General features: G+C 37.2%; 40 protein-coding genes, 1 tRNA gene and 1 pseudogene. 3 read left to right on the top strand and 39 right to left on the bottom strand.

Going from position 1 to position 24,652, the window contains the following annotated elements; genetic code table 11:
- The first annotated feature begins 17 nt into the window (after positions 1 to 17).
- Positions 18 to 575, top strand: a complete 558-nt coding sequence (locus VIL26_06695; protein ID HEY8390616.1) for a manganese efflux pump MntP family protein — start codon at positions 18 to 20, stop codon at positions 573 to 575.
- Here the strand turns inward: VIL26_06695 and truA are convergent.
- Genes truA through VIL26_06675 form a run of 4 tightly spaced genes read right to left on the bottom strand, consistent with a single transcriptional unit; the run spans position 572 to position 3,899 of the window.
- The gene (gene truA / locus VIL26_06690) at positions 572 to 1,321 is read right to left on the bottom strand and encodes a tRNA pseudouridine(38-40) synthase TruA (GenBank protein ID HEY8390615.1); all 750 of its coding nucleotides are present in this window, start codon (positions 1,319 to 1,321) and stop codon (positions 572 to 574) included. The genes VIL26_06695 and truA overlap by 4 nt on opposite strands.
- A 3-nt stretch (positions 1,322 to 1,324) precedes the next feature.
- Complete coding sequence (locus VIL26_06685) at positions 1,325 to 2,227, bottom strand: energy-coupling factor transporter transmembrane component T (GenBank protein HEY8390614.1); 903 nt, start codon at positions 2,225 to 2,227, stop codon at positions 1,325 to 1,327.
- Positions 2,224 to 3,081 carry an energy-coupling factor transporter ATPase gene (locus VIL26_06680; GenBank protein HEY8390613.1) on the bottom strand — a complete coding sequence of 286 codons (858 nt, stop codon included), beginning with the start codon at positions 3,079 to 3,081 and terminating at the stop codon, positions 2,224 to 2,226. The genes VIL26_06685 and VIL26_06680 overlap by 4 nt, the downstream gene beginning before the upstream one ends.
- Entirely contained in the window at positions 3,066 to 3,899 is an 834-nt protein-coding gene (locus VIL26_06675; GenBank protein HEY8390612.1) for an energy-coupling factor transporter ATPase, read from the bottom strand. Before VIL26_06675 ends, VIL26_06680 begins: the two co-directional genes overlap by 16 nt.
- Before the next feature lie 272 nt (positions 3,900 to 4,171).
- Here VIL26_06675 and VIL26_06670 point away from each other — a divergent pair, with 272 nt between their 5' ends.
- Positions 4,172 to 5,059, top strand: coding sequence for a YitT family protein (locus tag VIL26_06670; protein ID HEY8390611.1), 888 nt, complete (start codon positions 4,172 to 4,174; stop codon positions 5,057 to 5,059).
- Between the two features lie 371 nt (positions 5,060 to 5,430).
- Here the strand turns inward: VIL26_06670 and rplQ are convergent, their stop codons facing one another.
- The 35 genes and pseudogenes from rplQ to VIL26_06495 form a co-directional block, all read right to left on the bottom strand.
- Positions 5,431 to 5,934, bottom strand: coding sequence for a 50S ribosomal protein L17 (gene rplQ / locus VIL26_06665; GenBank protein ID HEY8390610.1), 504 nt, complete (start codon positions 5,932 to 5,934; stop codon positions 5,431 to 5,433).
- 13 nt (positions 5,935 to 5,947) lie between these two features.
- Positions 5,948 to 6,901 (bottom strand): DNA-directed RNA polymerase subunit alpha, encoded by a 954-nt coding sequence (locus VIL26_06660; protein HEY8390609.1) that lies wholly within the window; start codon positions 6,899 to 6,901, stop codon positions 5,948 to 5,950.
- 36 nt (positions 6,902 to 6,937) lie between these two features.
- Positions 6,938 to 7,552: a 30S ribosomal protein S4 gene (rpsD, locus tag VIL26_06655; GenBank protein ID HEY8390608.1), complete on the bottom strand. Its 615-nt coding sequence runs from the start codon at positions 7,550 to 7,552 to the stop codon at positions 6,938 to 6,940.
- A gap of 12 nt (positions 7,553 to 7,564) precedes the next feature.
- Positions 7,565 to 7,951 (bottom strand): 30S ribosomal protein S11, encoded by a 387-nt coding sequence (gene rpsK, locus VIL26_06650; GenBank protein ID HEY8390607.1) that lies wholly within the window; start codon positions 7,949 to 7,951, stop codon positions 7,565 to 7,567.
- Positions 7,951 to 8,334: a 30S ribosomal protein S13 gene (rpsM, locus tag VIL26_06645; GenBank protein HEY8390606.1), complete on the bottom strand. Its 384-nt coding sequence runs from the start codon at positions 8,332 to 8,334 to the stop codon at positions 7,951 to 7,953. The genes rpsK and rpsM overlap by 1 nt, the downstream gene beginning before the upstream one ends.
- An 89-nt stretch (positions 8,335 to 8,423) precedes the next feature.
- Positions 8,424 to 8,540 carry a 50S ribosomal protein L36 gene (gene rpmJ / locus VIL26_06640; protein ID HEY8390605.1) on the bottom strand — a complete coding sequence of 39 codons (117 nt, stop codon included), beginning with the start codon at positions 8,538 to 8,540 and terminating at the stop codon, positions 8,424 to 8,426.
- A gap of 37 nt (positions 8,541 to 8,577) precedes the next feature.
- Complete coding sequence (gene infA, locus VIL26_06635) at positions 8,578 to 8,799, bottom strand: translation initiation factor IF-1 (GenBank protein ID HEY8390604.1); 222 nt, start codon at positions 8,797 to 8,799, stop codon at positions 8,578 to 8,580.
- 1 nt (position 8,800) lies between these two features.
- Positions 8,801 to 9,091: a KOW domain-containing RNA-binding protein gene (locus VIL26_06630; protein HEY8390603.1), complete on the bottom strand. Its 291-nt coding sequence runs from the start codon at positions 9,089 to 9,091 to the stop codon at positions 8,801 to 8,803.
- 7 nt (positions 9,092 to 9,098) lie between these two features.
- Positions 9,099 to 9,842: a type I methionyl aminopeptidase gene (gene map, locus VIL26_06625; GenBank protein ID HEY8390602.1), complete on the bottom strand. Its 744-nt coding sequence runs from the start codon at positions 9,840 to 9,842 to the stop codon at positions 9,099 to 9,101.
- A complete protein-coding gene (locus VIL26_06620; protein HEY8390601.1) occupies positions 9,843 to 10,463 on the bottom strand; it encodes an adenylate kinase in 621 nt (206 codons plus the stop codon). It abuts the gene before it with no gap.
- On the bottom strand, positions 10,463 to 11,779 hold the full coding sequence (gene secY, locus VIL26_06615; protein ID HEY8390600.1) for a preprotein translocase subunit SecY: 1,317 nt from the start codon (positions 11,777 to 11,779) through the stop codon (positions 10,463 to 10,465). The genes VIL26_06620 and secY overlap by 1 nt, the downstream gene beginning before the upstream one ends.
- Positions 11,779 to 12,222 (bottom strand): 50S ribosomal protein L15, encoded by a 444-nt coding sequence (gene rplO, locus VIL26_06610; protein HEY8390599.1) that lies wholly within the window; start codon positions 12,220 to 12,222, stop codon positions 11,779 to 11,781. The genes secY and rplO overlap by 1 nt, the downstream gene beginning before the upstream one ends.
- A gap of 1 nt (position 12,223) precedes the next feature.
- Positions 12,224 to 12,433, bottom strand: coding sequence for a 50S ribosomal protein L30 (gene rpmD / locus VIL26_06605; protein ID HEY8390598.1), 210 nt, complete (start codon positions 12,431 to 12,433; stop codon positions 12,224 to 12,226).
- Positions 12,434 to 12,443: 10 nt separating this feature from the next.
- Positions 12,444 to 12,956, bottom strand: a complete 513-nt coding sequence (gene rpsE, locus VIL26_06600; protein ID HEY8390597.1) for a 30S ribosomal protein S5 — start codon at positions 12,954 to 12,956, stop codon at positions 12,444 to 12,446.
- Positions 12,957 to 12,976: 20 nt separating this feature from the next.
- Positions 12,977 to 13,345 (bottom strand): 50S ribosomal protein L18, encoded by a 369-nt coding sequence (gene rplR, locus VIL26_06595; protein HEY8390596.1) that lies wholly within the window; start codon positions 13,343 to 13,345, stop codon positions 12,977 to 12,979.
- Positions 13,346 to 13,355: 10 nt separating this feature from the next.
- The gene (gene rplF / locus VIL26_06590) at positions 13,356 to 13,898 is read right to left on the bottom strand and encodes a 50S ribosomal protein L6 (GenBank protein ID HEY8390595.1); all 543 of its coding nucleotides are present in this window, start codon (positions 13,896 to 13,898) and stop codon (positions 13,356 to 13,358) included.
- A gap of 10 nt (positions 13,899 to 13,908) precedes the next feature.
- Positions 13,909 to 14,304: a 30S ribosomal protein S8 gene (rpsH, locus tag VIL26_06585; protein ID HEY8390594.1), complete on the bottom strand. Its 396-nt coding sequence runs from the start codon at positions 14,302 to 14,304 to the stop codon at positions 13,909 to 13,911.
- Between the two features lie 13 nt (positions 14,305 to 14,317).
- Complete coding sequence (locus VIL26_06580) at positions 14,318 to 14,503, bottom strand: type Z 30S ribosomal protein S14 (GenBank protein ID HEY8390593.1); 186 nt, start codon at positions 14,501 to 14,503, stop codon at positions 14,318 to 14,320.
- 11 nt (positions 14,504 to 14,514) lie between these two features.
- Positions 14,515 to 15,048: pseudogene (gene rplE, locus VIL26_06575) on the bottom strand (50S ribosomal protein L5).
- A 739-nt stretch (positions 15,049 to 15,787) separates the two neighbouring features.
- Entirely contained in the window at positions 15,788 to 16,345 is a 558-nt protein-coding gene (gene rplX, locus VIL26_06570) for a 50S ribosomal protein L24 (GenBank protein HEY8390592.1), read from the bottom strand.
- Between the two features lie 13 nt (positions 16,346 to 16,358).
- Positions 16,359 to 16,727: a 50S ribosomal protein L14 gene (gene rplN / locus VIL26_06565; protein ID HEY8390591.1), complete on the bottom strand. Its 369-nt coding sequence runs from the start codon at positions 16,725 to 16,727 to the stop codon at positions 16,359 to 16,361.
- A gap of 11 nt (positions 16,728 to 16,738) precedes the next feature.
- A complete protein-coding gene (rpsQ, locus tag VIL26_06560; GenBank protein ID HEY8390590.1) occupies positions 16,739 to 17,008 on the bottom strand; it encodes a 30S ribosomal protein S17 in 270 nt (89 codons plus the stop codon).
- A 16-nt stretch (positions 17,009 to 17,024) separates the two neighbouring features.
- Positions 17,025 to 17,258: a 50S ribosomal protein L29 gene (gene rpmC / locus VIL26_06555; protein HEY8390589.1), complete on the bottom strand. Its 234-nt coding sequence runs from the start codon at positions 17,256 to 17,258 to the stop codon at positions 17,025 to 17,027.
- Positions 17,255 to 17,710 carry a 50S ribosomal protein L16 gene (gene rplP / locus VIL26_06550; protein ID HEY8390588.1) on the bottom strand — a complete coding sequence of 152 codons (456 nt, stop codon included), beginning with the start codon at positions 17,708 to 17,710 and terminating at the stop codon, positions 17,255 to 17,257. Before rplP ends, rpmC begins: the two co-directional genes overlap by 4 nt.
- Positions 17,697 to 18,368: a 30S ribosomal protein S3 gene (gene rpsC, locus VIL26_06545; GenBank protein ID HEY8390587.1), complete on the bottom strand. Its 672-nt coding sequence runs from the start codon at positions 18,366 to 18,368 to the stop codon at positions 17,697 to 17,699. The genes rplP and rpsC overlap by 14 nt, the downstream gene beginning before the upstream one ends.
- Positions 18,368 to 18,760, bottom strand: a complete 393-nt coding sequence (gene rplV / locus VIL26_06540) for a 50S ribosomal protein L22 (GenBank protein ID HEY8390586.1) — start codon at positions 18,758 to 18,760, stop codon at positions 18,368 to 18,370. Before rplV ends, rpsC begins: the two co-directional genes overlap by 1 nt.
- 8 nt (positions 18,761 to 18,768) lie before the next feature.
- Complete coding sequence (gene rpsS / locus VIL26_06535; protein ID HEY8390585.1) at positions 18,769 to 19,047, bottom strand: 30S ribosomal protein S19; 279 nt, start codon at positions 19,045 to 19,047, stop codon at positions 18,769 to 18,771.
- Positions 19,048 to 19,059: 12 nt separating this feature from the next.
- On the bottom strand, positions 19,060 to 19,887 hold the full coding sequence (rplB, locus tag VIL26_06530) for a 50S ribosomal protein L2 (protein HEY8390584.1): 828 nt from the start codon (positions 19,885 to 19,887) through the stop codon (positions 19,060 to 19,062).
- Positions 19,888 to 19,897: 10 nt separating this feature from the next.
- Positions 19,898 to 20,191, bottom strand: coding sequence for a 50S ribosomal protein L23 (gene rplW, locus VIL26_06525; protein HEY8390583.1), 294 nt, complete (start codon positions 20,189 to 20,191; stop codon positions 19,898 to 19,900).
- Entirely contained in the window at positions 20,184 to 20,813 is a 630-nt protein-coding gene (gene rplD / locus VIL26_06520) for a 50S ribosomal protein L4 (GenBank protein HEY8390582.1), read from the bottom strand. The genes rplW and rplD overlap by 8 nt, the downstream gene beginning before the upstream one ends.
- A gap of 11 nt (positions 20,814 to 20,824) precedes the next feature.
- A complete protein-coding gene (gene rplC, locus VIL26_06515) occupies positions 20,825 to 21,463 on the bottom strand; it encodes a 50S ribosomal protein L3 (GenBank protein ID HEY8390581.1) in 639 nt (212 codons plus the stop codon).
- A gap of 22 nt (positions 21,464 to 21,485) precedes the next feature.
- The gene (gene rpsJ, locus VIL26_06510; protein ID HEY8390580.1) at positions 21,486 to 21,794 is read right to left on the bottom strand and encodes a 30S ribosomal protein S10; all 309 of its coding nucleotides are present in this window, start codon (positions 21,792 to 21,794) and stop codon (positions 21,486 to 21,488) included.
- A 508-nt stretch (positions 21,795 to 22,302) separates the two neighbouring features.
- Entirely contained in the window at positions 22,303 to 23,136 is an 834-nt protein-coding gene (locus VIL26_06505; GenBank protein ID HEY8390579.1) for an ABC transporter permease, read from the bottom strand.
- A gap of 16 nt (positions 23,137 to 23,152) precedes the next feature.
- Positions 23,153 to 23,848, bottom strand: a complete 696-nt coding sequence (locus tag VIL26_06500; GenBank protein ID HEY8390578.1) for an ABC transporter ATP-binding protein — start codon at positions 23,846 to 23,848, stop codon at positions 23,153 to 23,155.
- 164 nt (positions 23,849 to 24,012) lie between these two features.
- Positions 24,013 to 24,261, bottom strand: coding sequence for a TIGR03905 family TSCPD domain-containing protein (locus VIL26_06495; protein HEY8390577.1), 249 nt, complete (start codon positions 24,259 to 24,261; stop codon positions 24,013 to 24,015).
- 299 nt (positions 24,262 to 24,560) lie between these two features.
- Between VIL26_06495 and VIL26_06490 the strand changes: the two genes are divergently transcribed.
- Positions 24,561 to 24,652, top strand: a tRNA-Ser gene (locus VIL26_06490).

Genomic DNA, 24,652 nt, shown 5'->3' with positions numbered 1-24,652 from the left:
AGGTATAGGATTATATAATGAAATATTTAACAGTTGTGCTTCTTGGTTTGAGTTTGTCAATAGATGCCGCTGCTGCTTCTGCTGCAAGCGGTGCATGCGATTGTTCAAACAAAAATAAAATTGGTTTAAAATGTGCTACATTATTTGCGATTTTCCAAGGCGGAATGACTCTGCTGGGATATCTGCTCGGTACATTTTTAATTGATTTTGTAAACGCATTTGCCCATTGGATAGCTTTTGGACTGCTAGCTTTTATTGGCGGCAAAATGATAATAGACTCTATTCAAGACGAACCCCAACACCCGCTTGATTATTCTTCTAATAAGGTTCTTCTAATTTTAGCTGTTGCCACAAGCATAGATGCATTCGCAGTCGGATTGAGTTTAACCATAGAAAAAGTCAATATTTATCTGTCTGCATTTATAATTGCATTAATCACTATGATAATGTGCATTATAGGTTCAAAAATAGGAAATTTAGCTGGCAAAAAGTTTGAAAAAAAGGCTTTGATTATAGGCGGAATTATTTTAATAGGACTTGGTATAAAAATCTTAGTTGAACATATCTTTTTCTAATAATTAATTTCGTATAAATACAATCCGTGAGGCGGCGCAATTTCTCTTGCACGCCTTCTATTTTTGGATTCTAAAGCAGCCTCAATTTCTTCAGGTGGTATAATTTTTCTTCCCACTCTTATAAGCTGAGCTACTATTATTCTGACCATATTATACAAAAATGAATTGCCTTTGATTTTTACTACTATTTCTTTTCCATATCCATCATCAATTTCTCTTTGTAAAATATCTATTTCATAAATCGTTCTAACAGTAGAAGATGGATTGCTGCCTTGAGACATAAAGGCACGAAAGTCATGTGTGCCTAATAGATATTGTGCGCCTTTTTTCATCGCTTCAACATCCAAATTCTTGGTAATGCAGTAATGAGTATCATAATATACTCCGCTTGGATATGGAGCTACATATATCTTATAAAGATATGTCTTATTAACAGCATCAAATCTGCTATGAAAATTATCGTTAACTTGTTCGCTTTTTCTAATCTTAATATCGGACGGCAATGCATTATTGAGCGCAAAAGCATATTTTTCAGGCGGCAAGCCGTGCTGTATATCAAAATGCGCTTTCATATTATACGCATGCACGCCTGCATCTGTACGCCCTGCTCCGTGTAGCGTTACTTGCTCGCCAGTAATAGAAAAAATTGCATTTTCAATAGTTTCAGAAATAGTGATAAGATTTTTTTGCTTCTGCCAGCCGTGATAATTGGTGCCTCTATATTCTATGGTTAAAAGAACTCTCATTTATCAAACCAAATAACTAAAAATATTAATGCCAAACCAGATGTTAAACCAATTATATTTTATAGCCAAAATCATAAACAAAAATGCCGCAATTAAAAACAATGCTAGATAATCTCTAAAAGACATCTTGAGTACCTTCATTTTGGTTCTGCCTTTGCTGCCCCTATAGCAGCGTGAGTCCATAGCATACGCCAATTCTTCAGCACGTCTTAAAGAACTTACAAACAAAGGTATCAAAACAGGCAACATTGCCTTAGCTTTTTTAAATAAATTTCCGCTATCAAAATCAGCACATCTTGCACGCTGTGCCATCATGATTTTATCTGTTTCTTCCATAATGGTAGGAATGAATTTAAGAGTTATACTCATAATCAGCGCCAATTCATGAACAGGAAATCTAAATATTCTTAAAGGCTTCATTAGCGCTTCTACGCCGTCAGTTAAGGTTACAGGGGTTGTAGTGAGTGTCAAAAGTGAAGGTCCCATAACCAATAATATAAGTCTAAAAGCCATCTTCAAGGCATTATCTATGCCTGTCCATGTCATGCGTATATGTAAAAAGCCCCATTTAACATTAAATATATTATTATTTACTACCCATTTTTTTAAATATAAATTAATAACAAAAGTACTATCTTTGGTTGAAGTAAAAAACAAGTTGATTATTGTTGTAAACAATATCAAATAAAGCATAGGCTTTATGCTTTTCAAAACAAGCTTAATTGGAATACGCGACAAAAGTATTACAAAAAACAGCAACAAAAAAGTAATGAGATAAACGGTATATGTATTGATAAAGAAAATAGCGACAAGATACATCACCGATATTATTATCTTAGAACGCGGATCCATGCGATGTATTATTGAATCAGATGGATAATATTGTCCCAAAGCTATATCTCTCACTTTCGGTCTCCTTTATACAGCTTTAGAACTTCAGAAATCAGTTCTTCTTGCTTTACAATGCCCTGCCTTAAATCTATCCCTTTATCGCGGAGATTTTGAGCAATCTTAGCAGAAGTTGATAATTCCAAGCCCATTTTTTCAAGTTCTTGCCAGTATCGTGTAAGTTCATCTGGTTTTAAATAATATTTTAACTGTCCATCATTAAGCACAGCAATGCGTGAGCAATTTTCGTTAACTTCATCCATGTTATGACTAATCATAATTATTGTTGCATTAGACGCTTTTTTTATTGTATTTACCAAACTAAGGATATTTTGTTTGCCTTTGGGGTCAAGTCCTGCTGTAGGCTCGTCCAATATCAAAATTTTAGGGTGCATTGCTATAACGCCTGCTAATGCCACTCTGCGCTTTTGTCCGCCAGAAAGCTCAAAAGGCGAACGGTCTTTTATACTCTGATAATCAAGTCCGACCATTTCCATTGCAGAACGCACTCTATAATTTACTTCTTCTTTGCTAAGCCCAAGATTTTTGGGTCCAAAAGCGATGTCTTTTTCTACTGTTTCGTCAAAAAGCTGATATTCAGGATATTGAAAAACTATGCCCACAGTAGACCTTAATTTTTTGTAATCGTATTTCTTGCTAAGGTCAATTCCGTCAATTACTATCTTACCTGAAGTAAGCTTAATAAGTCCATTAAGATGCAAAACAAATGTGGACTTTCCGCTTCCTGTGTGTCCGATAATTCCGACATATTCACCGTCATCTATTGTAAGGCTTATGTTTTTTAATGCATCATAGGCAAATGCTGTATTAGGACTATATGTATATGAAAGATTGTCTATAATAATCGGCATAGTTCATCCTCCAAATCTTTTTGAGTCCAAATATCATCTTTTATATTCATTCCATTATTTCTCAAAGCATTGGCAATATGAATATGCACTGGGACATCAAGTCCGTAGCTTCTTAGTTCTTCTTCTCTTTGAAAAATCTCTTTTCCGCCTTCATATGCGATTTTACCATCATTTAGAACGATAATACGGTCTGCTTCAGTAACTTCATCCATATAATGCGTAATTAAAACTACAGTAATGTTTTGTTCTTTATTTAGTTTTTTTATAACATTCAAAACTTCTTCTCTGCCTTTAGGCTCTAGCATCGAAGTTGATTCATCCAAAACAAGTACTCTAGGTGCTATTGCCAAAACACCAGCTATTGCAATTCTTTGTTTTTGACCGCCGCTTAAACGAAATGGCATACCTTTTCTAAATTGCTGCATACCTACTGCATTTAATGCCCAATCCACACGCTTTTCTATTTCCTTAGGCTCAAGCCCCAAGTTTTCAGGGCCAAAAGCCACATCGTCTTCTATTATAGTTGCTACCATTTGGTTATCGGGGTTTTGGAATACTACTCCTACCTGCTTTCTTATTTCATATAACAACGACTCATCTTTTGTATTCATTCCGTCGACAATGACGTCACCAGACATGGGCTCAACAAGCCCATTTAGCATTTTGGCAAGGGTAGATTTGCCGCTGCCGTTATGTCCAACAAGCGCTACAAACTCACCTTCTTCAATACTAAAGGAAACATCGTTGACCGCGACTATTGCATCATCAGCGTTGAAATTATAAGCATATTTTACATTTTTTACTTCAATTAATGCCATTTCTTTAACTTCTTAAATAAAAATTAGTATATCACAAAGTTATTTGATTAATCAATTATAGTATCGCTTTGTTAATATTAAGATTACTAATGATTAATACTTATAGTCAAGCAAAAAAACTATTTTGCATTATAAATCTTTTATTGAACTTACAAAATCTTAACGGGTAATTCTTGACTTTTTTATATAAAAGGATATATTAATAAAAGATATATGTTTTATTGATAATTGGTTAAGATATATATAGATTAATGTCCCTATAAGGATTCTCTATGAAAACAAAACTGCACAAAACTTTTTCTTTTCTTTTATTATGTGTACTTATTATTTTTTCAGCTTTTCTACGTGCTATTTCTGTTCATTCTTTTTTGGTTCCTAATAAATTTGCTTCTGGTGGTGTAACCGGTATAGCTGCAATAATAGAAATTGTATCCAAAGGAAAAATTAATTCAGGATATTCCTTATTGTTATTAAATATACCTTTGCTGATTCTTGCTTGTAAATATTTAAACTGGAAATTTACCTTAAAAACCTTAGCTTCCATTTTATTGGTTTCGGGCATTTTGATTTTGTTAGAAAAATTCGAACAATGGACTGGAATAAATTTAAAATACACGCCTAATGAAAGAATACTTGCCGCGCTTGCAGGAGGTGTTTTAGGCGGTGCTGGAATAGCTATTATGCTAAAGTTGGGAGGAAGTTCGGGCGGAACTGATATTATAGCAACCTTTGTAAATAAAAAGTATGCTGCAACTAGTGTATCACGTTTTATTTTTATTTTTGATGCAATAATTGTATTGGCTTCAGCTGTTTTATTTTCGAGCCTTGATCCTATTATGCTTTCTATTACAGAAATGTATGTAAGCTCGCGTATAAGTGAGTCAATACTTCAAGGTTTTAAAACTGCAATCAAGTTTGAAATTATCACAGACGATCCCGACAAGCTTGCTGAGATTATTATGCAAAAGCTCCATCGCGGCGTGACCTGTATAAAAGCAAAAGGTATGCATACCAATCTTGAACACAGCGTATTAATATGCTTGGTAAGAAAAAGACAATTATCCGCTATGCACAAATTGCTAAAGAAATATGCTCCTGACTCTTTTACTTATATCTCTCAGGCTAACGAAGTAATAGGAAAAGGATTTCCTTCATCATAAAATCAATTGATTAAATATATGCACTTATGTGAATATGTGCAATAGTATTAAAAATCAAAACCCCTCTAAACTTATAAGGGGTTTTTAATTTATTAAAGTTTCTATTTTAACCTAATTCAAGTTTTATATATGTTTTACAACAAGGCAGGATTATCATACGCCATAAAATAGTCCTCATTTAGCTGTTTAAATATTGATATAGAACATAAAATAATATCCCTACTAGTCACCTAATAGGGATTAAATCAATATATATCGGTTTATTTTAATTAACTAAGAAGAGCTAATAATTAATTTACTTACATTACACCAAATATAAGTCAAGTATTTATGAATCAAAAAATCCCCGATTATTATCGGGGATTAAATATTTAAATCAATTCAATTATTGCTTCTTCAGCAGCGTCACCACGGCGAGGTCCTAACTTCATAATGCGTGTATATCCGCCTTTTTGACCTTCACCATCTTTTTGAGCATATTTAGGTGCGATCTCATTGAAAATCTTTTCAATCAAAGGATGCTTAATATCCTTTGTACGCGCCTTATAAGCTGTCTTAGATTCGCTGTCGCTCTTGGGCTCTTGCAAATCATATAACTCTGCCATAAGCTTTCTTCTTGCAGCCAGCTTGCTAGGTCCGTCATTATAGTGTTCTACTTTATATTCTTTACCCTTAGCATCTGTCTTAACCAATTCTACTTTAACAACATCATTGCTTGCGTTAATAGCAACGGTCAAAAGCTTTTCTGCCATTTTGCTAACAGCTTTTGCACGAGCATAAGTTGTTTTTATTTTTCCATACCAAAAGAGTTGCGATACTTGATTACGAAGCAATGCCATTCTTTGGTCTGTAGGTTTTCCTAATTTGTATCCCATTATTTATAGCTCCTTACTCATCACTGTTTTTCAAGTCAAGACCGAGTTCTCTCAGCTTGCCTATAACTTCGTCCAAAGACTTTCTGCCTAAATTGCGAACTTTGAGCATATCTTCTTCTGTTCTTTTTGTCAGATCTTCAACTGTATTGATGTTGGCGCGCTTCAAGCAGTTAAATGAACGTACAGACAAATCCATGTCTTCTATGCTCATTTCAAGAACCTTTTTCTGCTTGTCTTTTTCACGGTTAACCAAAATATCCATACCGCTGATATTTTCAGACAAATCTACAAACAGTTTTATATGATCTTCTACGATCTTGGCAGACAACGAAACAACTTCGCGTGCGGACATTGTACCATTAGTATAAACTTCCATGGTCAATTTGTCATAATCTATGCTTTGTCCTACACGTGTATTACCCACTTCATAATTGACCTTTTTTACTGCTGTAAAAATAGAATCAATCGGGATATATCCTATAGGTGCGTTGGGGTCCTTATTTTCATTGGCGCTTACATAGCCTCTGCCTCTGCCGATTGTAAGTTCCATATCAAGAACAGCACCTGCATCCAATGTGCAAATATAATGATCAGGATTGAGAATTTCAACATCAGCATGAGTTTCTATATTCTTAGCTGTAATTACACCAGGTGTAGCCGAATACAATCTCAAAACAGTTTGATAATTGCGGTCCTGAGAAGATGTCTTTACGGCAACTCCTTTTAAGTTAAGAATAATCTCTGCTACGTCTTCTCTTACACCTTTTATAGTGCTAAATTCGTGCTTAACTCCTGCTATTTTCACACCCTTAATAGCTGCTCCGGGCAATGCGCTTAACAGCACTCTTCTTAAGCAGTTTCCTATTGTTATACCAAAACCTCTTTCCAAAGGTTCAATGGTAAACTTAGCATAACTGCCGTCGGCGCTTTCATCGCATTGAATTTTGGGTCTTTCTATTTCCATCATATTAATAACATTCTCCTTTTAAAAATCCAAAATTAATTATCTGGAGTAAAGCTCGACAATCAAATGCTCCTGAATGTTTAGATCAATATCTTCTCTTGTAGGTAAAGCAAGTACCTTTCCTTCCAAAGTGTCAGTTGAGAAGTCCAACCACTTAGGAATAATAGGTCTATATTCTTTCAAATGTGCAAATTTTTCTTTGCTTGTTTGCTTTATAGCTATTACATCACCCACATTAACTTCATATGACGGAATATCAACTTTCTTGCCGTTGACAGTAATGTGTCCATGGTTAACTATTTGACGGGATTGAGCTCTTGAAGACCCGATACCCATACGGTAAACTACATTGTCCAATCTTCTTTCCAAGAGTGACAACATTGCTTCACCGGTAATACCCTTGGATTTAGCAGCTTTGAAGTAATAGTTCTTAAACTGCTTTTCCATAAGTCCATAATATCTTTTTGCTTTTTGCTTTTCTCTTAATTGTGTGCCGTATTCACTAACTTTCTTTCTAGCTGCTCCGTGGAATCCGGGTGCAGTAGGTCTTCTGTCAATAGCGCATTTTTTGGAGGTACATCTTTCACCTTTCAAAAACAGCTTGACACCTTCTCTTCTACATCTACGGCAGTCAGCACCTGTATATTTAGCCATATTTCAAACCTCCTATATTCTTCTGCGCTTAGGCGGTCTGCATCCATTGTGAGGAATGGGAGACACGTCTCTAATCAATGTTACATTAATACCAGCAGTTGCCAATGCTCTTACAGCAGATTCTCTGCCTGCTCCAGGGCCTTTAACAAAAACTTCTACACTTCTAATTCCCTGGTCATAAGCTTTCTTAGCTGCTGTTTCGGCAGCCATTTGCGCTGCAAAAGGTGTAGATTTTCTTGAACCTTTAAAGCCCAAAGCACCTGCACTACTTTGAGTCAAAGTATTGCCTTGCTCATCAGTAATTGTAACCAAAGTATTGTTAAATGACGCTTGAATATGTGCTTGGCCTTTGTCTATATTACGAGTTATTCTGCGCTTTTTTGTCGCTTTTACTGCCATTAGTTCTTACCTCCCGCACTCTTGCCATGACCAACTGTACGTCTCTTACCTTTACGTGTACGTGCGTTTCTCTTTGTGTTTTGTCCTCTTACAGGCAAACCTTTACGATGACGAAGTCCTCTGTAACATCCGATATCTTGCAATCTCTTGATGTTCATTGCAACTTCTCTTCTCTTATCGCCTTCTACAACAACGTTCTTATCAATGTATTCTCTTAACTTACTGATATCACTTTCTGACAAATCTTTTACTCTAATATCAGGGTTAACATTAGTTTTTTTCAATATTTCGTTTGCCAAAGGTCTGCCTATTCCATAAATATAGGTCAGTCCAATTTCAATTCTTTTCTCTCTCGGCAAATCAACACCGGCTATTCTTGCCACCTTGAAATTCTCCTTATTGTTTAAAAATTATATATTTTACACACGAAAAGGAATGGACTGTCGATGAACAGTCTTTTTCGTATTATTTCCTAACCTTGTCTTTGCTTATGACTGGGTGTCTTAGAGCAAATAACCATAACTTTACCGTTACGCTTAATTACTTTACATTTATCACACATAGGTTTTACTGAAGGTCTAACTTTCATTTTTTTCTCCAATTTTTTAGTCTTGTATATTTTAAAGTTAATTTTTGCCGCGCCAGGTTATGCGTCCTTTTGTAATGTCGTAAGGCGACATTTCAATCTTTACATGATCTCCGGGCATAACACGTATATAATGTACTCTCAATTTTCCAGACAATGTTGCAGTAATAATATGCCCATTGGACAATTTAACCTTAAACATTGTACCACGCATTGCTTCTATAACAACGCCTTCTGCTTCGATATTTTCATCTCTAGGCATACTATTCCTCCTTATTGTCTTTTTGATTATATATTTTCAGTGCTTTATAAACTTCAGAGTCAAACACCTTTGTACCCTTTTTTAGCTTTTCTGTCAAGACATTTATAGTATCTTTCAAAAATTTTAGATGTTTTATATTTTTTTTCTTAGGATTGGACAATTTATGAAATTTTCCGTCAACGATTAGCACATATCCTTCGTCCACAACCCCAGAAATTATAAAATATTTACCTGCATCTCTACCTGCTTTTGAACATACTACTCTGCCCAGTTCCGCAGTCGGCTTTTCCATATCTACCTCATAGAGTCAAAATTTCGGCGCCGTCCGATGTGATAAGCACTGTGTTTTCATAATGCGCTGATGGCTTTCTGTCTTTTGTCTTTACTGTCCAGCCATCTGAACAAAACTCAACTTCGTATCCGCCTGCATTTACCATTGGCTCTATTGCTATGGTCATATTCTTACAAAGTCTTACGCCCTTGCCAGGAACTCCAAAGTTAGGAACACTCGGGTCTTCATGCATCTCTTTTCCTATACCGTGACCAACCAAAGCCCTAACAACCGAATATCCAGCTTTTTCAACATAACTCTGAATAGCGTGCGACAAATCGCCCATACGTATTCCGTCTTTTAAAACCTTCAAGCCTTCAAAAAAGCTTTCTTCAGTTATTTTTATAAGTCTTTTATTTTGTTCGCTTATTTTTCCTACTGCAAAAGTTCTTGCAGCATCTCCATGATAACCGTCTATATATGCTCCGACATCAATACTGATGATCTGACCTTCTTCCAATACTCTGTTAGACGGTATTCCATGCACAACTTCTTCATTAATTGAAGCACAAATTGACGCAGGATAACCTCTATATCCTAAAAAAGAAGGATACGCACCACAACTTCTAATATATTCAAAAGCTATCATATCAAGTTCTTTGGTCGTGATGCCTGGCTTTATATTTTCGCCTATGACATTGAGAACATCTCTCGTAATGGCACAGGCCTTTCGCATTCGCTCTATTTCGTCATTCTTTTTAATGGTTATCATTTATTTTTCCAATGCTTTAACTATATCTTCAAATATCGTTTCTATATTCGTATTTGCGTTTATATCAACAAGCAAGTTCTTCTCTTTATAATACGAAATTAGAGGTTCTGTTTGAAGAGTATAAGTCTTTAGCCTTGCTTTTATTGTGTCAGGCAAATCATCATCTCTTTGAATAATCTTGCCGCCACATTGAGAACAAGTATCGGCTGAATAAGTGCTGGTATGATATGTCGCTCCGCAAGAAGCGCAAACTCTTCTACCAGACAATCTATCTACCAAAATATCTAAGTTTATATCAAGATTCAAAACGATATCAATTACGGCAAACTCATCCAATGCCTGTGCTTGAGGCTTTGTTCTGGGAAAACCGTCTAGCAAATATCCTTTCTTGCAATCGTCTTGCTCTAATCTATCCTTTACTATTTCAATGACCACTTCATCAGGAACAAGCGCACCTTTATCAATATAAGACTTAGCTTTAAGTCCTACAGGTGTGCCTTCCTTAATGTTCTTACGCAAAATATCCCCTGTGGATATATGCGGTATTTTATATTTTTCTGCTATTTTTACTGCCTGCGTACCTTTACCAGCACCAGGTGCTCCAAGCAAAATTATATTCATTATTTCAAGAATCCTTTATAATGCTTCATCATTAATTGACCTTGTAGCTGCTTGTCAAATTCAAGCGCAATACTTACAACAATCAACATACCAGTTGCACTAAATGCGTTGATCAACTGTGACTGGCTTCCAAAAACCACAGCAAATATAACTGACGGAACTATTGCGATAAACGCCAAGAATATAGCACCTACCAAAGTTAATCTGTTATTGATTTTTGCCAAATATTCTGTTGTAGGCTTTCCAGGTCTGATACCAGGAATAAATCCACCATATTGCTGAATGTTTCTGCTGACGTCTTCAGGGTTGAATTGTATTTTTGCATAGAAGAATGAGAACAACAAAACCAAGACACCAGTTGCAAGCGCATAAGGCCATGTTCCTACGCCAATATATTGTCTATACCAGTAATAGGCACTGCTTTCGGGTGCAAACAATTGGAATATTATTTGAGGGAAAGTAACTATAGCCATAGCAAATATTATAGGCATAACACCAAGCGCATTAACTTTAATAGGTATATGAGTTGCCTGTCCGCCATACATCTTGCGTCCTTTTATCTGCTTAGCATACTGAATAGGAATACGACGTTCAGAACATTCGATAAACACTATAAACAGGAATATTGCCAAGATCATTCCAAAGAACGCTATAAGATACCAAATAGCTGTGTCATCACCTTCAAAAATACGTATAACAGTTGCCTGAATGCTCTGTGCTGCAGTTGACAAAATACCTACAAATATCAATAACGAAATACCGTTACCAATATTAAGTTCGGTTATTTTTTCGCCAAGCCACATTGTAAATGATACACCAGCTGTCATAATTATTACAACGAATGTAGCTATCAACCATTCAAGATTAGCGCCAGCACCAAAAAGCTGTTCGCTTATATAACCTTGATTAACCAAACCAACTACAACGCCGATTGACTGAGCCAAAGCAAGCACCAAAGTCAAATATCTTGTATATTGATTGAGCTTTCTTCTTCCTTCCTCGCCTTGTTTTGATAATCTTTCCAAAGCGGGAATAGCAACGCCCAAAAGCTGTATTATAATGGAAGCATTAATGTAAGGCACTACACCCAACGCCAAAAACGCACCGTTTGCTAAAGCTCCACCACTTAATGCGGACATAAGTCCCATTATCGTATCAGAAATTCCTTCATTGATGTTATCGCTGTAATAGTCACCTGATATACCAGGAATAGGCAACCAGCAACCAAAACGATAAACCAGAAGCAAAAACAAAGTAATAAATATCTTTCTTCTTATTTCCTTGACTTTAAATGCGTTTTTGAGCGTCTCAAACATTATACCACCTCTGCCTTACCGCCTAGCTTTTCAATAACTTCTTTAGCTTTTGCTGAGAATTTAGCAGCCTTAACGATAAGTTTTTTTGTCAATTCACCGTTACCCAAAACTTTGAGACCATAAGGTTCTACTTTGCTTATGATTCCTTTTTCAAGTAACAAATCTACAGTTACAACAGTGTCATTCTCGAAAACATTCAAAGAATCAACATTGACAATATTATACACCTTTTTGAAGTTGTTGGTAAAGCCGACCTTAGGTAATCTTCTAACCAAAGGCATTTGACCGCCTTCAAACCCAGGTCTAACTCCGCCACCGCTTCTAGCTTTTTGACCTTTATGTCCTTTGCCTGCGGTTTTGCCCAAGCCTGAGCCTATACCTCTTCCAAGTCTCTTTTGTTTGCGGCGTGCGCCTTCTGCAGGACCTAAATCATTTATCTTCATATTAAACCGCTCCTACCTCTTCGACTTTAACAAGGTGCTTTACTGTAAAAAGCATTCCTCTCAAAGCCGGATTGTCATTATAGATCTTAGAACTGCCTACTTTCTTAAGTCCCAAGGCTTCTACTGTTTTTATATGTTTTTCCAGACTGCCGATAGTGCTTTTTATCAAAGTCACTTTAATCTTGGCACTTTCTGTTTTTTTCTTAGCCATATCAATTCTCCTAGTTTAAAATCTCTTCAACTGCCTTACCACGCAAAGCTGCAACTTTTTCGGGGGAACGCAAGTTCTTTAAACCTTCAAGTGTAGCTTTTACACAGTTAATGGGGTTAGAAGATCCAAACGATTTGGTAGTTATATCTTTGATACCGGCAAGTTCAACTACGGCTCTTACGCTACCGCCAGCTATAACACCTGTACCTTCGGGTGCGGGACGCATCAAAACACATCCTTTACCAAAAGTTCCAGTTATTTCATGAGGAATAGTAGTTCCGCTTAAAGGAATACTTATCATATTCTTCTTTGCATGCGCAACTGCTTTTTCTATTGCTTCAGGAACTTCGCTCGCTTTTCCTGTGCCTACACCTACTGAACCGTTTTCATCGCCTACAACAACAACGGCTGAAAAACGCATGTTCCTTCCGCCTTTTACAACCTTCGTTACGCGGTTAACGGCTACGAGTTTGCGTTTTAAATCATCTTTGGGCTGTTGCTGTCTTTCTTCACGCTTTGCCATTATGAATTTAAACTCCTCCTTCAAAACTTCAGCCCGGCTTCTCTTGCGCCGTCTGCTACCTGTTTGATTCTTCCTGTATAAAGGTATCCGCCTCTGTCAAAAACTACATGTTCTATGTTTGCTTTCAAAGCACGCTTTGCAATTTCCTGGCCAATAATTCTAGCCTTTTCTTGCTTTGTCTTTCCTTCCAAAACAGATTGCAAATCCTTATCCAAGCTTGAACAAGATGCCAGAGTGTGTCCCTTAGTATCATCAATAAGCTGAACATATATGTGATTTATGCTGCGATAAACATTGAGTCTAGGAGCTTGGGCATCTCCAGATACCTTCTTCCTAATGCTCAAATGTCTCTTTTGCCTTATTTTGTTTTTATTGGGTTTGGATATCATATTTTACTCCTTACTTAGCAGCCTTCTTGCCTTCTTTCTTTATAACCTTTTCATCAGCATAACGAATTCCGTAGTTGTGATAGGGTTCAACAGGCCTTATAGCTTTTATATTGGCTGCGAATTGACCTACAAGTTCTTTGTCAATACCGTCAACTTCAATATCTGTAGGTGTTGCGCAGACAACCTTAATGCCTTTTACAATATCAACTTCAACAGGATGGGACAAACCGATGTTCAAAACCAGCTTGTTGCCTGTAACTTGACATTTATAACCGACACCATTTACAATAAGCTTTTTTTGATAACCTTTGCAAACACCAATAACCATATTGTTAATAAGTGCTCTATACAAACCATGCAAAGCTCTTGTTTCTTTGTCGTCATTGGCACGGCTCAATTGTATATGGCCGTCTTCAATCTTGACGCTAATATCTTTAGACTCTATTTTTCTGCTTAATTCTCCCAAAGGTCCTTTAACAGTTACTACATTGTCATTAACTGTTACGTTAACACCTGAGGGAATAGTTATAGCCTTTCTTCCAATTCGAGACATCTCTTACCTCCTACCAGACATAGGCAAGCACTTCGCCGCCTACATTGTTTTGACGTGCTTTTTTGTCTGTCATAATGCCCTTGCTGGTAGACAGAATTGCTATACCCAATCCATTTAAAACCTTGGGAATCTCATCACTTGCGCAATATACTCTAAGTCCGGGTTTAGAAATTCTCTGAAGGTTTGTCAAAACTTTTTCATATTTGGGTCCGTATTTTAGCTCTATTATTATTTTGCTGTTAACGCCGTCTTCTTTTAGAACTGCACTCTTAACATAGCCTTCTTCAACCAAAATATCAGCAATCTGCTTTTTAATTTTGCTTGCAGGTACTTCTACTGTGGTGTGCTTGGCAGTCAAGGCATTTCTTATCCTTGTTAACAAATCTGCAATAGGGTCAGTAACCATCTTTAACGCCTCCTTACCAGCTTGATTTCCTTACGCCGGGAATCTCGCCCCGATACGCAAGATTGCGAAAGCAAATTCTGCAAATTCCATACTTACGCAAAACCGCATGCGGTCTGCCACATATGTTGCAACGTGTATATGCGCGTGTAGAGAATTTTGCGGGCCTTTTTTGCTTGTTTATCAATGCTTTTTTTGCCATTATTATACTCCTTAATTGCTAAACGGCATTCCCATGCCTTTTAGGAGCGCCTTAGCCTCCTCATCAGTCTTTGCCGTAGTAACTATTGTAATATCAAATCCTCTTGTCTTTTCGACAGTATCATACTTGACTTCAGGGAATATAAGTTGTTCCTTAATTCCAAAAGTATAGTTACCGCGTCCATCGAATGAATTGCCGTTAAGCCCTTTAAAATCTCTTACTCTAGGCAATGCCATAGAAATGAGTTTATCCAAAAACTCATACATACGGTTACCACGAAGTGTAACCATACATCCGATATTCATGCCTGTTCTTACCTTAAAGTTAGCTATTGACTTTCTTGCCTTGGTAACTGCAGGTTTTTGTCCGCAAATCAAAGCCAATTCTTCAACTGCGGCATTAAATTTCTTGCTGTCATCCTTCGCATCACCCAAGCCTCTGTTGACTACAATCTTTTCCAACTTGGGAACTTGATTAACGTTCTTATAGCCAAACTGTTTTATAAGCATACCAACAACGGTATCCTTATATAACTTTTTAAGACGATATCTGCCGTTATCGCTTTCTGCATTTTTAGCAGAAGAAGGTGCAGCCGCCTTAACAGATTCGGCTTTAGGGGCTTTTGCTTTGGTTTCAGAAGCCTTTGCTTCTTTTACCTTAGTTGCAGTTTTTGTGTTTTTTTCTTCAACGGTCTTTGTCGTTGTTTTATTCTTATCTTCCACTTTTTCAGCCTCTTGCTCTATATATTGTTTTTCACTTTTGCTCGATTTTGTTTTAGTCGCCTCCATAAGGAGAGCAGCTATACTTTCTTCAATTTGACTTTTGGGAATTGTAGCCTTTTTCTTGGTTCCGCTTCCCGATTTGTTAATAAGTCTCGTAATCTCGCTAAGTTTTGCATCTAGATCGCTTACAGCCGCTTCCACAAGCTCCAAATCGGTTTTGCGCTTTTTGAGTTCTTTGCTAGTAAACTCATTTTTTTGCGCCGACTCTTGTAACGCAGCCTCTTGATAATACTCGTTTACTTGCTTTTGCACTGTCGCCAAAAATTCCTTTTTTGCGCTTAGTGCCTGTTTTAATGCTTGTTTCGCTGCCTCTTCACGCTCACGGAAAACTTTTTCGTCTTCCGGTTTGTTTTGTTCCACCCGTATCTGACTTAATTCCTCCAGAGCTTTTGTAACAGCTTCGTTTAGCATAACTGCCTTCGGGCTTTTAAGGTCGTCTACAGGCGATTTTGACTTATGTGTCATACGCCCTGTATTTGCCATTATCTATCCCCCTCTATAATTATGCTTTTTCGGTTTCAGATTCCGTCTTTTCTTTTTTAGGGGCAACCTTTTTTGCTGTCTTAGCAGGAGCTTGTTCAGCTTCCGTTGTTTTTGCTGCAGTCTTCTTAGCTGATGCAGTCTTCTTTGCAGCAGGTTTTTCTTTGACAGTTTCTACAGCATCAGTGGTTTTTGATGCTTCGGTTGCTACATCTTGCTCTTTCTTAGCCTTGCTCTTAGTCTTTTCTTTTTCTTTCTTTACTTCTTTATTGTCAATAGCTTTGCCGCATTTTTTGCAAACTCTTGACTTCTTGTCGTCTTTAATCACAAAGCCAACTCTTGCAGCAGCACCGCATTCAGGACAAATTACCTGTAATTTTGACAGATTAATAGGAGCTTCGCTCTTAGTAATTCCGCCAGCTTCTTGAGCACTGCGGGGCTTCTTGTGACGGGACACAATATTAATTCCTTCGACAATGGCACTGCCGTCTTTAGGTCTTATTTCTAAAACCTTACCGGTTTTGCCTTTTTCGTCGCCTGATAAAATTTTTACTTTATCGCCTTTTTTTATATGAAGCACAGTTTCATCCTCCTTAAAGCACTTCGGGAGCTAAGGATATAATTTTCATATAGTCCTTTTCTCTGAGTTCCCTTGCAATGGGTCCGAAGATACGAGTACCTCTGGGCTGACGCTGAACATCAATAATTACAGCAGCATTGTCATCAAATTTGATATGCGTACCATCTTTACGGCTTACGCCCTTACAAGTACGCACAATAACAGCCCGTACTACTTCACCTTTTTTAACCATGCCGCCGGGGGTCGCACTCTTAACAGAGGCGATAATAACATCACCTATATTTCCCGTACGGCGAAATGATCCACCCAGCACACGAATACACATTATTTCTTTGGCGCCGGTGTTGTCGGCTACCTTTAGATAAGTTTGAGGTTGTATCATAATGCGTCTCCTTACTTGGCCTTTTCAATGATTCTAACAAGACGCCAGCATTTATCTTTTGAGAGATGGCGAGTTTCGCAGATTTCTACAAAATCTCCTACCTGGCATTGGTTATTTTCATCGTGTATCTTAAATTTTTTGGTCTTACTTATTGTCTTTTTGTATAGAGGGTGCTTGAACTTTGTTACAACAGCCACTACTGCTGTTTTGTCCATCTTGTTGCTTACAACTTTGCCCTCTCTGGTCTTGCGGTTGTTTCTTTTTATTGCTGTATCTTCCATAATCTACATCCTTTCCTTACGCTTTCTTTTTAGCGGGCGCAGAAACAGGTCCGCTTAAACCCTTCAATTCGCGTTCTCTTAACACTGTTTTAACTCGTGCTATATCACGCTTAACAGCAGTAAGCTGACTGGTGTTGCTTAACTGTCCTACAGCATGATTAAATCGAAGATAAAACAATTCGCTTTTCAAAGATGACAACTTGGCAGTGAGTTCGTCATTGGTCATTTCATGAACTTCTTTTGCTTTCATAAACTCTTAGCCTCCTTGTTTTCTTCTACATCCATATCGACTACTTCGCCTTTTTTAACTACTTTGCATTTTATGGGCATTTTGTAAGCAGCTTGGGTTAACGCTTCTTTTGATATTTCATCGGGAATTCCACCGATTTCAAACAAGACTCTGCCGGGCTTAACTACTGCTACCCAGAACTCAGGGGAACCTTTACCACTACCCATACGAGTTTCTGCAGGCTTCTTAGTTACAGGCTTATGAGGGAATATCTTTGTCCAAACCTGTCCGCCTTTCTTAATCCTCTTAGACAACACTATACGTGCAGCTTCTATTTGATTGGAAGTAATCCATGCGGGCTCGCAAGCTACCAAACCATAATCACCATAAGTTACAAGGTTTCCCTTGGTAGCGATGCCTTTCATGCGTCCTCTATGAACTCTTCTCCACTTAACTCTCTTAGGCATTAACATTTTGCTCTTCTCCTTTGAGGGAACGTGACAAAACTTCACCTTTATAAATCCATACCTTAACACCGATTACGCCGAATGTAGTATGAGCTTGTGCAGTACCGTAATCAATGTTAGCTCTTAGAGTTTGCAAAGGTATAGAACCCTCGTTATAATGTTCGCTTCGTGCAATTTCTGCACCATCCAATCTTCCGCCAACCATTACTTTAACACCCTTAGCACCTGCTTTCATAGCACGGCTCAAAGCTTGTTTCATGGTTCTTCTAAAAGATGCTCTCTTTTCAAGCTGAGCTGCAATGTTCTCTGCTACCAAAGTAGCATCAAGATCAGGACGTTTAACTTCCAAGATGTTGATATTGATAGCTTTGCCTACTGCTATAGCTTGAATTTCTTTCTTTATTTGTTCTACACCAGAACCCTTATTACCGATAAGCATACCGGGACGAGCTGTGTAGATGTTGACAACTATTTTGCTTCCTGTCAATCTCTGAATCGTAATACGTGAAATAGCGTTTGCGTAATACTTATTCTTTATATGAGTACGTATTTTATAGTCTTCTAACAAATATTTGTTAAAATCTTTCTTTCCTGCATACCATTGGGTTTCCCAACCATGTATGACGCCTACTCTAAGACCATGAGGATTAACCTTTTGACCCATTATTTAGCCTCCCTAACGTCTAAAATAACTGTTATATGGCTTGTGCGTTTCAAGATTCTATCTGCGCTTCCGCGAGCACGAGGTTGAACACGCTTTAAAACAGGTCCCTGGTCTGCAAAGATTTCAGCAACATACAAATCCTTTTTAGCAAGGTTGTTGTTGTGTTCTGCATTGGCAGCAGCACTGTTTATAGCTCTGATAACAGGATCAGATGCACTTGCAGGAGTGTTCTTCAAAATTGCAATAGCATCCGTATAACTCTTTCCGCGAACCAAATCTATTACTCGTCTTACTTTATAAGGAGAAATCCTTATATGACGTGCAAATGCTTTAGGTCTAGTATCTTTATTATTCTGCCTCTCGGCAGCTTTTGTTCTTATTCTCTTAGCCATATTCTCTCCTATTGAGCATTCGTGCTTTTATCGCCCGAATGTCCCTTAAAGGTTCTAGTAGGCGCAAATTCACCCAATTTGCATCCAACCATATCTTCTGTGCAATAAACAGGAACATGCTTTCTTCCATCATGCACAGCTATAGTGTGCCCTACAAAATCAGGATAAATTGTTGATGCCCTTGACCATGTTTTTATAACTTTCTTTTCGTTTTTAGCATTAAGCTCTTGAATCCTCTTCAAAAGTTTTGCTTCAACATAAGGTCCTTTTTTCAATGATCTGCTCATATGCTAACCTCTTTAATTGATGCGTTTGACAATAAATCTGTCAGAACGATTCTTTTTCTTTCTAGTTTTGAGTCCTCTAGCCTTTTTACCCCAAGGAGTCATAGGACTAGGATGACCAACGGGAGACTTACCTTCACCACCACCGTGAGGATGGTCAACAGGGTTCATAACAACACCGCGTACTGTAGGTCTTACACCCAAATGACGTGTTCTACCAGCTTTACCTAAGCTAACCAATTCGTTATCAAGGTTACCTACTTGACCGATTGTAGCTCTGCAAGCAATAGAAACCATTCTCATTTCGCCACTGGGCAATCTCAATGTTGCATACTTGCCTTCTTTTGCCATCAATTGAGCAGCATCTCCTGCTGAACGAACTAATTGTCCGCCGCGATTAGGTTGAAGCTCAATGTTATGCACCATAGTACCTACAGGAACTGATTCCAAAGGCATTGCATTGCCGACTTTTATATCAACTTGAGCACCTGATATAACAGTGTCTCCCACTTGCAATCCTAAAGGAGCAAGTATATATCTCTTTTCTCCATCAGCATAATGCAATAATGCGATATATGCTGTACGATTAGGATCATATTCAATAGCCGCAACTTTTGCGGGAATATTGTCTTTGTTACGCTTAAAATCTATTACACGATATTTGCGTCTGTTACCGCCACCAATATGTCTTACAGTAATCTTACCCTGATTGTTTCTTCCGCCCGAATGGTTAAGACTTACTAATAATGACTTTTCAGGAGCCTTTTTGGTTATTTCTGAAAAATCTGCAACAGTCTTAAATCTTGTACCCGGCGTAATGGGTCTTAATCTCTTAATTGCCATGGTTTTCTCCTTATGCCAGACTGTCAAACAATTCTATGGACTTAGAGTCCTTTTTCAATTGTATGATTGCCTTTTTATAAGAGGGAGTCATACCCTCATATCTGCCCTGTCTTTTAAGTTTGCCACGGGCATTAATGGTGTTGACGCTTTCTACATCAACCTTAAAAATCTCTTCAATGGCGTTTTTTATTTCAGTTTTTGTCGCCCTTTTATCCACAATGAATGTGTATTTCTTAGAATGAATACCGTCATAGCTCTTTTCGGACATAACGGGTTTTATGATAATATCATAAGCCTTACTCATTTCCGTAAGCCTCCTCAATCTTCTTAACTGCTTCCTTTAAAACTACGAGCTTATTATGACGAACTACATCATACACATTGATAAGATCTGAAGCAATGGTAGTAACTTGAGGAATGTTTCTGGAAGCTCTTAAAATTTCCTCATTGCTCTCAGGCAAAACCAAAAGAACGCTCTTATCCAACTTTAACTTAGCCAAGCAATCAGCAACTTCTTTGGTCTTAGCGGAAACAAGCTTGAGATCGTCCAAAACCAATAATTCGTCATCTCTCAATTTAGCGCTAAGTGCAGAAACCAAAGCCAAAGCTTTAGATTGCTTGTTAACCTTTTGAGAGAAATCTCTGGGCTTAGGAGCAAATACAACACCGCCATGATACCATTGGGGCGCACGAATAGAGCCTTGTCTTGCTCTACCTGTCTTCTTTTGTCTCCAAGGCTTCTTGCCACCGCCTCTTACTTCAGCGCGAGTCAAAGCACTCTTTGTGCCTTGTCTGCGATTATTAAGCTGTGCAACTATTACTTGATGAATTAAAGGTTTGTTATATTCTGCGCCAAACACTTGATCACTTAAGGTCATAGCGCCGACTATTTCTCCGCTCTGATTATATACATTAACTTTAGGCATTCTACTTCTCCTTATTTCGCGGACTTAACAGCCTGACGGACAGCAACTAATCCGCCTTTGGGTCCGGGAACCGAACCTCTAATAAGCATTATATTTTTTTCAGCATCCACTTTTACAACTTCTAAGTTTTGGATGGTTGCATTTTCATGTCCATAATGTCCGGGCATCTTTTTGTTTTTCATAACTCTGCTGGGTGTGCTGTTAGCTCCCATTGAGCCGACTTCTCTATGAACAGGGCCAGTACCGTGTGTCATCTTAAGACGATGATTGTTCCAGCGTTGAATTACGCCTGTAAAACCTCTACCTCTTGTAACACCGCTAACGTCAACTATGTCACCAGTCTTGAATATGTCGCATTTAACTTCTTTGCCAGAAGTGTAAGAAGAAACATCAGACAGTCTGAATTCCTTCAAATATTTCTTTGCGCCTAGTCCTGCTTTTTTCAAATGTCCCATAAGGGGTTTTGTCACAGTTTTTTCCTTTGCATCATAAAAAGCAAACTGAACGGCGTTATAACCGTCTTTTTCGTCTGTTTTTACTTGCGAAACATAACACGGACCTGCTTCCACAACAGTAACAGGGATAACCGTGCCGTCATCGGAAAATATTTGTGTCATTCCTAATTTTTTACCTAATATAGCTTTGTTCATCGTAAATATCCTCCGGCAAGCCTTACAGCTTGATCTTGATATCAACACCTGCAGGCAAGTCCAGCTTCATAAGGCTGTCCACTGTCTTGGCTGACGGGCTGTAAATATCTATCAAACGCTTGTGTGTTCTTATCTCAAACTGCTCTCTCGAATCCTTATATTTGTGAGGAGCACGCAAAATTGTAATAATTTCTTTCTCAGTAGGAAGAGGGATAGGTCCGCTTACCTTGCCGCCTGTCTTCTTGGCTGTATCTACAATCTTAGCAGCTGACTGATCTACTAAGTCATGCTCATAAGCTTTGAGATTAATTCTGATTCTTTGTCCTGCCATACTTTTTTATAAAAACCTCCGATTGCTTAACTTAATGCGGTAACACCCTTATACAATACGCCGTGTGTTTCATATTTCCCCATTTTTTTGCGGCTTACAAGACTAAAGCCGCATTTAAAATTTTCAAAATATATTCCGCCTTAAGCCGCCCCTGATTAAATTGGGGCTTGATCCACCGAAGTTATCCGATGCGCTAGCAATTTTCACACGGTAACCTTCAGTTTCATCTCTTAAAATACCCTGAAAGGGCACGCTTATATATTCTAATATAACAGGTTTTTTATGTCAACAAATTTAGCATATGTTTGAAAAAAACTTGATCTAATTTTTTTGACTTCCCTAAAATATCAGCATATTCAGCGCAACTTGTCAAATATATCAAAAATTCATCAAATAGGCAATCAAATTATCAACTCTTTAATTATGCCAAAAATTAACAGCTTACAATCAATTAAAAAAGACCTTTAGCAGTCTAAAGGTCTTTTTTGAAAAAAGTTTTAGGGAGGGTTTACGCACAATTCAAATCTTTTTTCTGATATCTAAAGTATCCCCAAACATTAAGGGCTATAGCTAGTAAGCTCCACACCAAAATAGGCTGCCATCTAAATGTCATGTAACCTTTAGTAACGCCAGAAAAAGTATCTACTTTTAATATATTGATTACAAAGAGGCAATCTAACTTTTGAACCCAAGGTGCGATAGATTGTAAAGCGGCAGCTAAAATAATAAATAGATAATATAACAGATACATTCCTACACCTATACAAATTGCAGGCGCTAGGTAGTTTTTTCCCTTCATTACGCTTGCTAGACCGTACATGAAAAATCCATATAAAATGTTAGTTAAAAACAATCCTGCATGGAAAACAAAATATTGTCCAACATCAAAATCAATCTTGAAACGGTTAAAGATTATCAAGAATAAAAATGATCCTGCCATTATGATAAAGCTAAATATAAATAGTATGGACACAAAGGATATCATTTGGGTAAAAAACATTTTTTTGCGGGAAATTGGATGAGCAAACAAAAATTCAGTAGTATTTTTTCTCTCATCTTTTAACAATGCAGCCATAGCTACAATGCCTGTAAATATCAATCCCATAAGCAGAGAATCCGAATGACTGTCACTTATATAATACTGCAAAATATCCATGTTTGAAATTACGCCTATAGCAGGATCTTTTATGTTTCTAATTGCCATATACAATAAAAGCGCAAGAAAAGTAAATCCCAATATTACAGAAAGGAATATAATCAAAAATTTTCTGCTTTGTTTTATCGTTCCCTTAATTAAGGCAGGATTAATATATTTATTATAATTTTGATTTGTATTTTGCATAAATTGAATCCTCGCTTTAGATATAATATTGCATAAAGGTTTCTTGCAAATCGCCTTTTTCTTTAGATAGCTGCTTTACATCAATAACATCTACTATTTTACCTTTTCTAATAATAGCAGCATTGTCACAAACTTTTTGGACATCGCTCAAAATATGAGTAGAAAGAAGCACTGTTGCTCCACGAGCTTTTTCTCTTTCCAAAAGGTCAAAAAATCTTTGCTGCATCACAGGATCAAGACCGCTCGTAGGTTCATCCATAATAAGCAATTTAGGGCTATGCATTACTGCCAATATTATGCTAACTTTTTTTGCATTTCCAAAAGACAACTGCTTGCCTTTTTTTCTTGTATCAAGCTCAAACAAATCAATTAACTCACCAACTCTTTGCATAGAACATCCGCGAAGTTGAGCTGAATATCTGAAAATTTCCAACGGATTATAATCTTTATAAAAAACCGATTCGGCAGGAACATATCCAACATTCTTTTTGATTTCTTCATCAAGTTTAGTCACATCTTGTCCAAAGATATAAGCATTGCCAGATGTGGGAAAGATAAAATTCATAAGAATTCGAATTGTAGTAGATTTCCCCGAACCGTTAGGACCAATGAAGCCGTAAATTTGTCCTTCGGGGACAGAAAACGACACATCTTCTATGCCCATATATGAGCCATACATTTTCTTAAGATTATGCACTTCAAGTATACCCATAGATATCTCCTATTAATGTTATTGTTACAAGAACAGTATAACAATAAAATTAAAATACTCCTATCAATTGGGTATAGTAAAAACTTTTTTAATTAAAATTTAACTTTTCTTATGAAAATTTAATAAATAAAAAAAGCGGCAATCGCCGCTAAAAAAATCAATCATTAATCATTTTTTTGTTTATATTCCATTAACGCTTTGCTCAATTGATCAGGACAAGATGTTCCGTTACGACAAACTATCCCTTGAAGTTTGTCAATAACATAATCGATATCCTGACCGATAACTAATTGTGTAATGCCTCTTAAGTTGCCGCTACATCCCCCTGCGAACTTAAGGTCAATTAATTTGTTATCCTTAACATCAAAAATAATTTGCCTTGCGCATGTTCCTTTGGTATTATAAAGTTCCATTTTTTCACCCGGTTTTAAATAAATTCTTTAACCATTATAACACTTAAAAATGATTTGTCAATATTAGGAATTTTTATGTATAAACAGGAAATTAATTATACATAGTTATAAAGATGTTGATAGTATAAAATAATTAAGCATAATAATTTATAGATAAAGATTTTTTGATTATATGTTTTTGCACACAGCATTAAAATCAAAATATATATTTAATTAAGTTTTGGTAAAATTAGTTTAAATAAAAAATGTTCTATGATTGACAGATTATATAATGCTATGTTATAATTTTTAAACGACTTGGAGAGATACCCAAGAGGCCAAAGGGGCTCCCCTGCTAAGGGAGTAGGTCGAGTTTATCGGCGCGAGGGTTCAAATCCCTCTCTCTCCGCCA

The sequence above is a fragment of the Clostridia bacterium genome (assembly GCA_036562685.1).
Classification (GTDB): Bacteria; Bacillota; Clostridia; order Christensenellales; family DUVY01; genus DUVY01.
Note: the sequence above shows the minus strand (reverse complement) of the source record. Positions and strands in the feature narration are given on the sequence as shown.

What these genes read in the sequence shown, in the direction of transcription:
- map (HEY8390602.1), bottom strand. Translation starts at nt 9,842, where the DNA reads ATGATAACCATTAAAAAGAATGACGAAATAGAGCGAATGCGAAAGGCC.
- rplC (HEY8390581.1), bottom strand. Translation starts at nt 21,463, where the DNA reads ATGAACAAAGCTATATTAGGTAAAAAATTAGGAATGACACAAATATTT.
- rplF (HEY8390595.1), bottom strand. Translation starts at nt 13,898, where the DNA reads ATGTCTCGAATTGGAAGAAAGGCTATAACTATTCCCTCAGGTGTTAAC.
- rpsE (HEY8390597.1), bottom strand. Translation starts at nt 12,956, where the DNA reads ATGGCAAAGCGTGAAGAAAGACAGCAACAGCCCAAAGATGATTTAAAA.
- rpsK (HEY8390607.1), bottom strand. Translation starts at nt 7,951, where the DNA reads ATGGCAGTAAAAGCGACAAAAAAGCGCAGAATAACTCGTAATATAGAC.
- rplV (HEY8390586.1), bottom strand. Translation starts at nt 18,760, where the DNA reads ATGGCTAAGAGAATAAGAACAAAAGCTGCCGAGAGGCAGAATAATAAA.
- rplR (HEY8390596.1), bottom strand. Translation starts at nt 13,345, where the DNA reads ATGATATCCAAACCCAATAAAAACAAAATAAGGCAAAAGAGACATTTG.
- VIL26_06670 (HEY8390611.1), top strand. Translation starts at nt 4,172, where the DNA reads ATGAAAACAAAACTGCACAAAACTTTTTCTTTTCTTTTATTATGTGTA.
- rpsD (HEY8390608.1), bottom strand. Translation starts at nt 7,552, where the DNA reads ATGGCTAAATATACAGGTGCTGACTGCCGTAGATGTAGAAGAGAAGGT.
- rplB (HEY8390584.1), bottom strand. Translation starts at nt 19,887, where the DNA reads ATGGCAATTAAGAGATTAAGACCCATTACGCCGGGTACAAGATTTAAG.
- VIL26_06580 (HEY8390593.1), bottom strand. Translation starts at nt 14,503, where the DNA reads ATGGCAAAAAAAGCATTGATAAACAAGCAAAAAAGGCCCGCAAAATTC.
- rplW (HEY8390583.1), bottom strand. Translation starts at nt 20,191, where the DNA reads ATGAGTAAGGCTTATGATATTATCATAAAACCCGTTATGTCCGAAAAG.
- truA (HEY8390615.1), bottom strand. Translation starts at nt 1,321, where the DNA reads ATGAGAGTTCTTTTAACCATAGAATATAGAGGCACCAATTATCACGGC.
- rplD (HEY8390582.1), bottom strand. Translation starts at nt 20,813, where the DNA reads ATGCCTAAAGTTAATGTATATAATCAGAGCGGAGAAATAGTCGGCGCT.
- VIL26_06495 (HEY8390577.1), bottom strand. Translation starts at nt 24,261, where the DNA reads ATGGAACTTTATAATACCAAAGGAACATGCGCAAGGCAAATTATTTTT.
- rpsH (HEY8390594.1), bottom strand. Translation starts at nt 14,304, where the DNA reads ATGGTTACTGACCCTATTGCAGATTTGTTAACAAGGATAAGAAATGCC.
- VIL26_06505 (HEY8390579.1), bottom strand. Translation starts at nt 23,136, where the DNA reads ATGCAAAATACAAATCAAAATTATAATAAATATATTAATCCTGCCTTA.
- VIL26_06680 (HEY8390613.1), bottom strand. Translation starts at nt 3,081, where the DNA reads ATGCCGATTATTATAGACAATCTTTCATATACATATAGTCCTAATACA.
- rplN (HEY8390591.1), bottom strand. Translation starts at nt 16,727, where the DNA reads ATGATACAACCTCAAACTTATCTAAAGGTAGCCGACAACACCGGCGCC.
- rplP (HEY8390588.1), bottom strand. Translation starts at nt 17,710, where the DNA reads ATGTTAATGCCTAAGAGAGTTAAGTGGAGAAGAGTTCATAGAGGACGC.
- VIL26_06675 (HEY8390612.1), bottom strand. Translation starts at nt 3,899, where the DNA reads ATGGCATTAATTGAAGTAAAAAATGTAAAATATGCTTATAATTTCAAC.
- VIL26_06630 (HEY8390603.1), bottom strand. Translation starts at nt 9,091, where the DNA reads ATGGAAAAGCCGACTGCGGAACTGGGCAGAGTAGTATGTTCAAAAGCA.
- rpmJ (HEY8390605.1), bottom strand. Translation starts at nt 8,540, where the DNA reads ATGAAAGTTAGACCTTCAGTAAAACCTATGTGTGATAAATGTAAAGTA.
- rpmD (HEY8390598.1), bottom strand. Translation starts at nt 12,433, where the DNA reads ATGGCTAAGAAAAAAACAGAAAGTGCCAAGATTAAAGTGACTTTGATA.
- rpsS (HEY8390585.1), bottom strand. Translation starts at nt 19,047, where the DNA reads ATGAGCAGATCATTGAAAAAAGGACCTTATGTTGAAGCAAAACTTTTG.
- infA (HEY8390604.1), bottom strand. Translation starts at nt 8,799, where the DNA reads ATGCCTAGAGATGAAAATATCGAAGCAGAAGGCGTTGTTATAGAAGCA.
- rplO (HEY8390599.1), bottom strand. Translation starts at nt 12,222, where the DNA reads ATGAAGATAAATGATTTAGGTCCTGCAGAAGGCGCACGCCGCAAACAA.
- VIL26_06500 (HEY8390578.1), bottom strand. Translation starts at nt 23,848, where the DNA reads ATGGGTATACTTGAAGTGCATAATCTTAAGAAAATGTATGGCTCATAT.
- VIL26_06620 (HEY8390601.1), bottom strand. Translation starts at nt 10,463, where the DNA reads ATGAATATAATTTTGCTTGGAGCACCTGGTGCTGGTAAAGGTACGCAG.
- secY (HEY8390600.1), bottom strand. Translation starts at nt 11,779, where the DNA reads ATGTTTGAGACGCTCAAAAACGCATTTAAAGTCAAGGAAATAAGAAGA.
- rpsQ (HEY8390590.1), bottom strand. Translation starts at nt 17,008, where the DNA reads ATGGAAGATACAGCAATAAAAAGAAACAACCGCAAGACCAGAGAGGGC.
- VIL26_06695 (HEY8390616.1), top strand. Translation starts at nt 18, where the DNA reads ATGAAATATTTAACAGTTGTGCTTCTTGGTTTGAGTTTGTCAATAGAT.
- rpsC (HEY8390587.1), bottom strand. Translation starts at nt 18,368, where the DNA reads ATGGGTCAAAAGGTTAATCCTCATGGTCTTAGAGTAGGCGTCATACAT.
- rpmC (HEY8390589.1), bottom strand. Translation starts at nt 17,258, where the DNA reads ATGAAAGCAAAAGAAGTTCATGAAATGACCAATGACGAACTCACTGCC.
- VIL26_06660 (HEY8390609.1), bottom strand. Translation starts at nt 6,901, where the DNA reads ATGATGGAAATAGAAAGACCCAAAATTCAATGCGATGAAAGCGCCGAC.
- rpsJ (HEY8390580.1), bottom strand. Translation starts at nt 21,794, where the DNA reads ATGGCAGGACAAAGAATCAGAATTAATCTCAAAGCTTATGAGCATGAC.
- rplQ (HEY8390610.1), bottom strand. Translation starts at nt 5,934, where the DNA reads ATGGGATACAAATTAGGAAAACCTACAGACCAAAGAATGGCATTGCTT.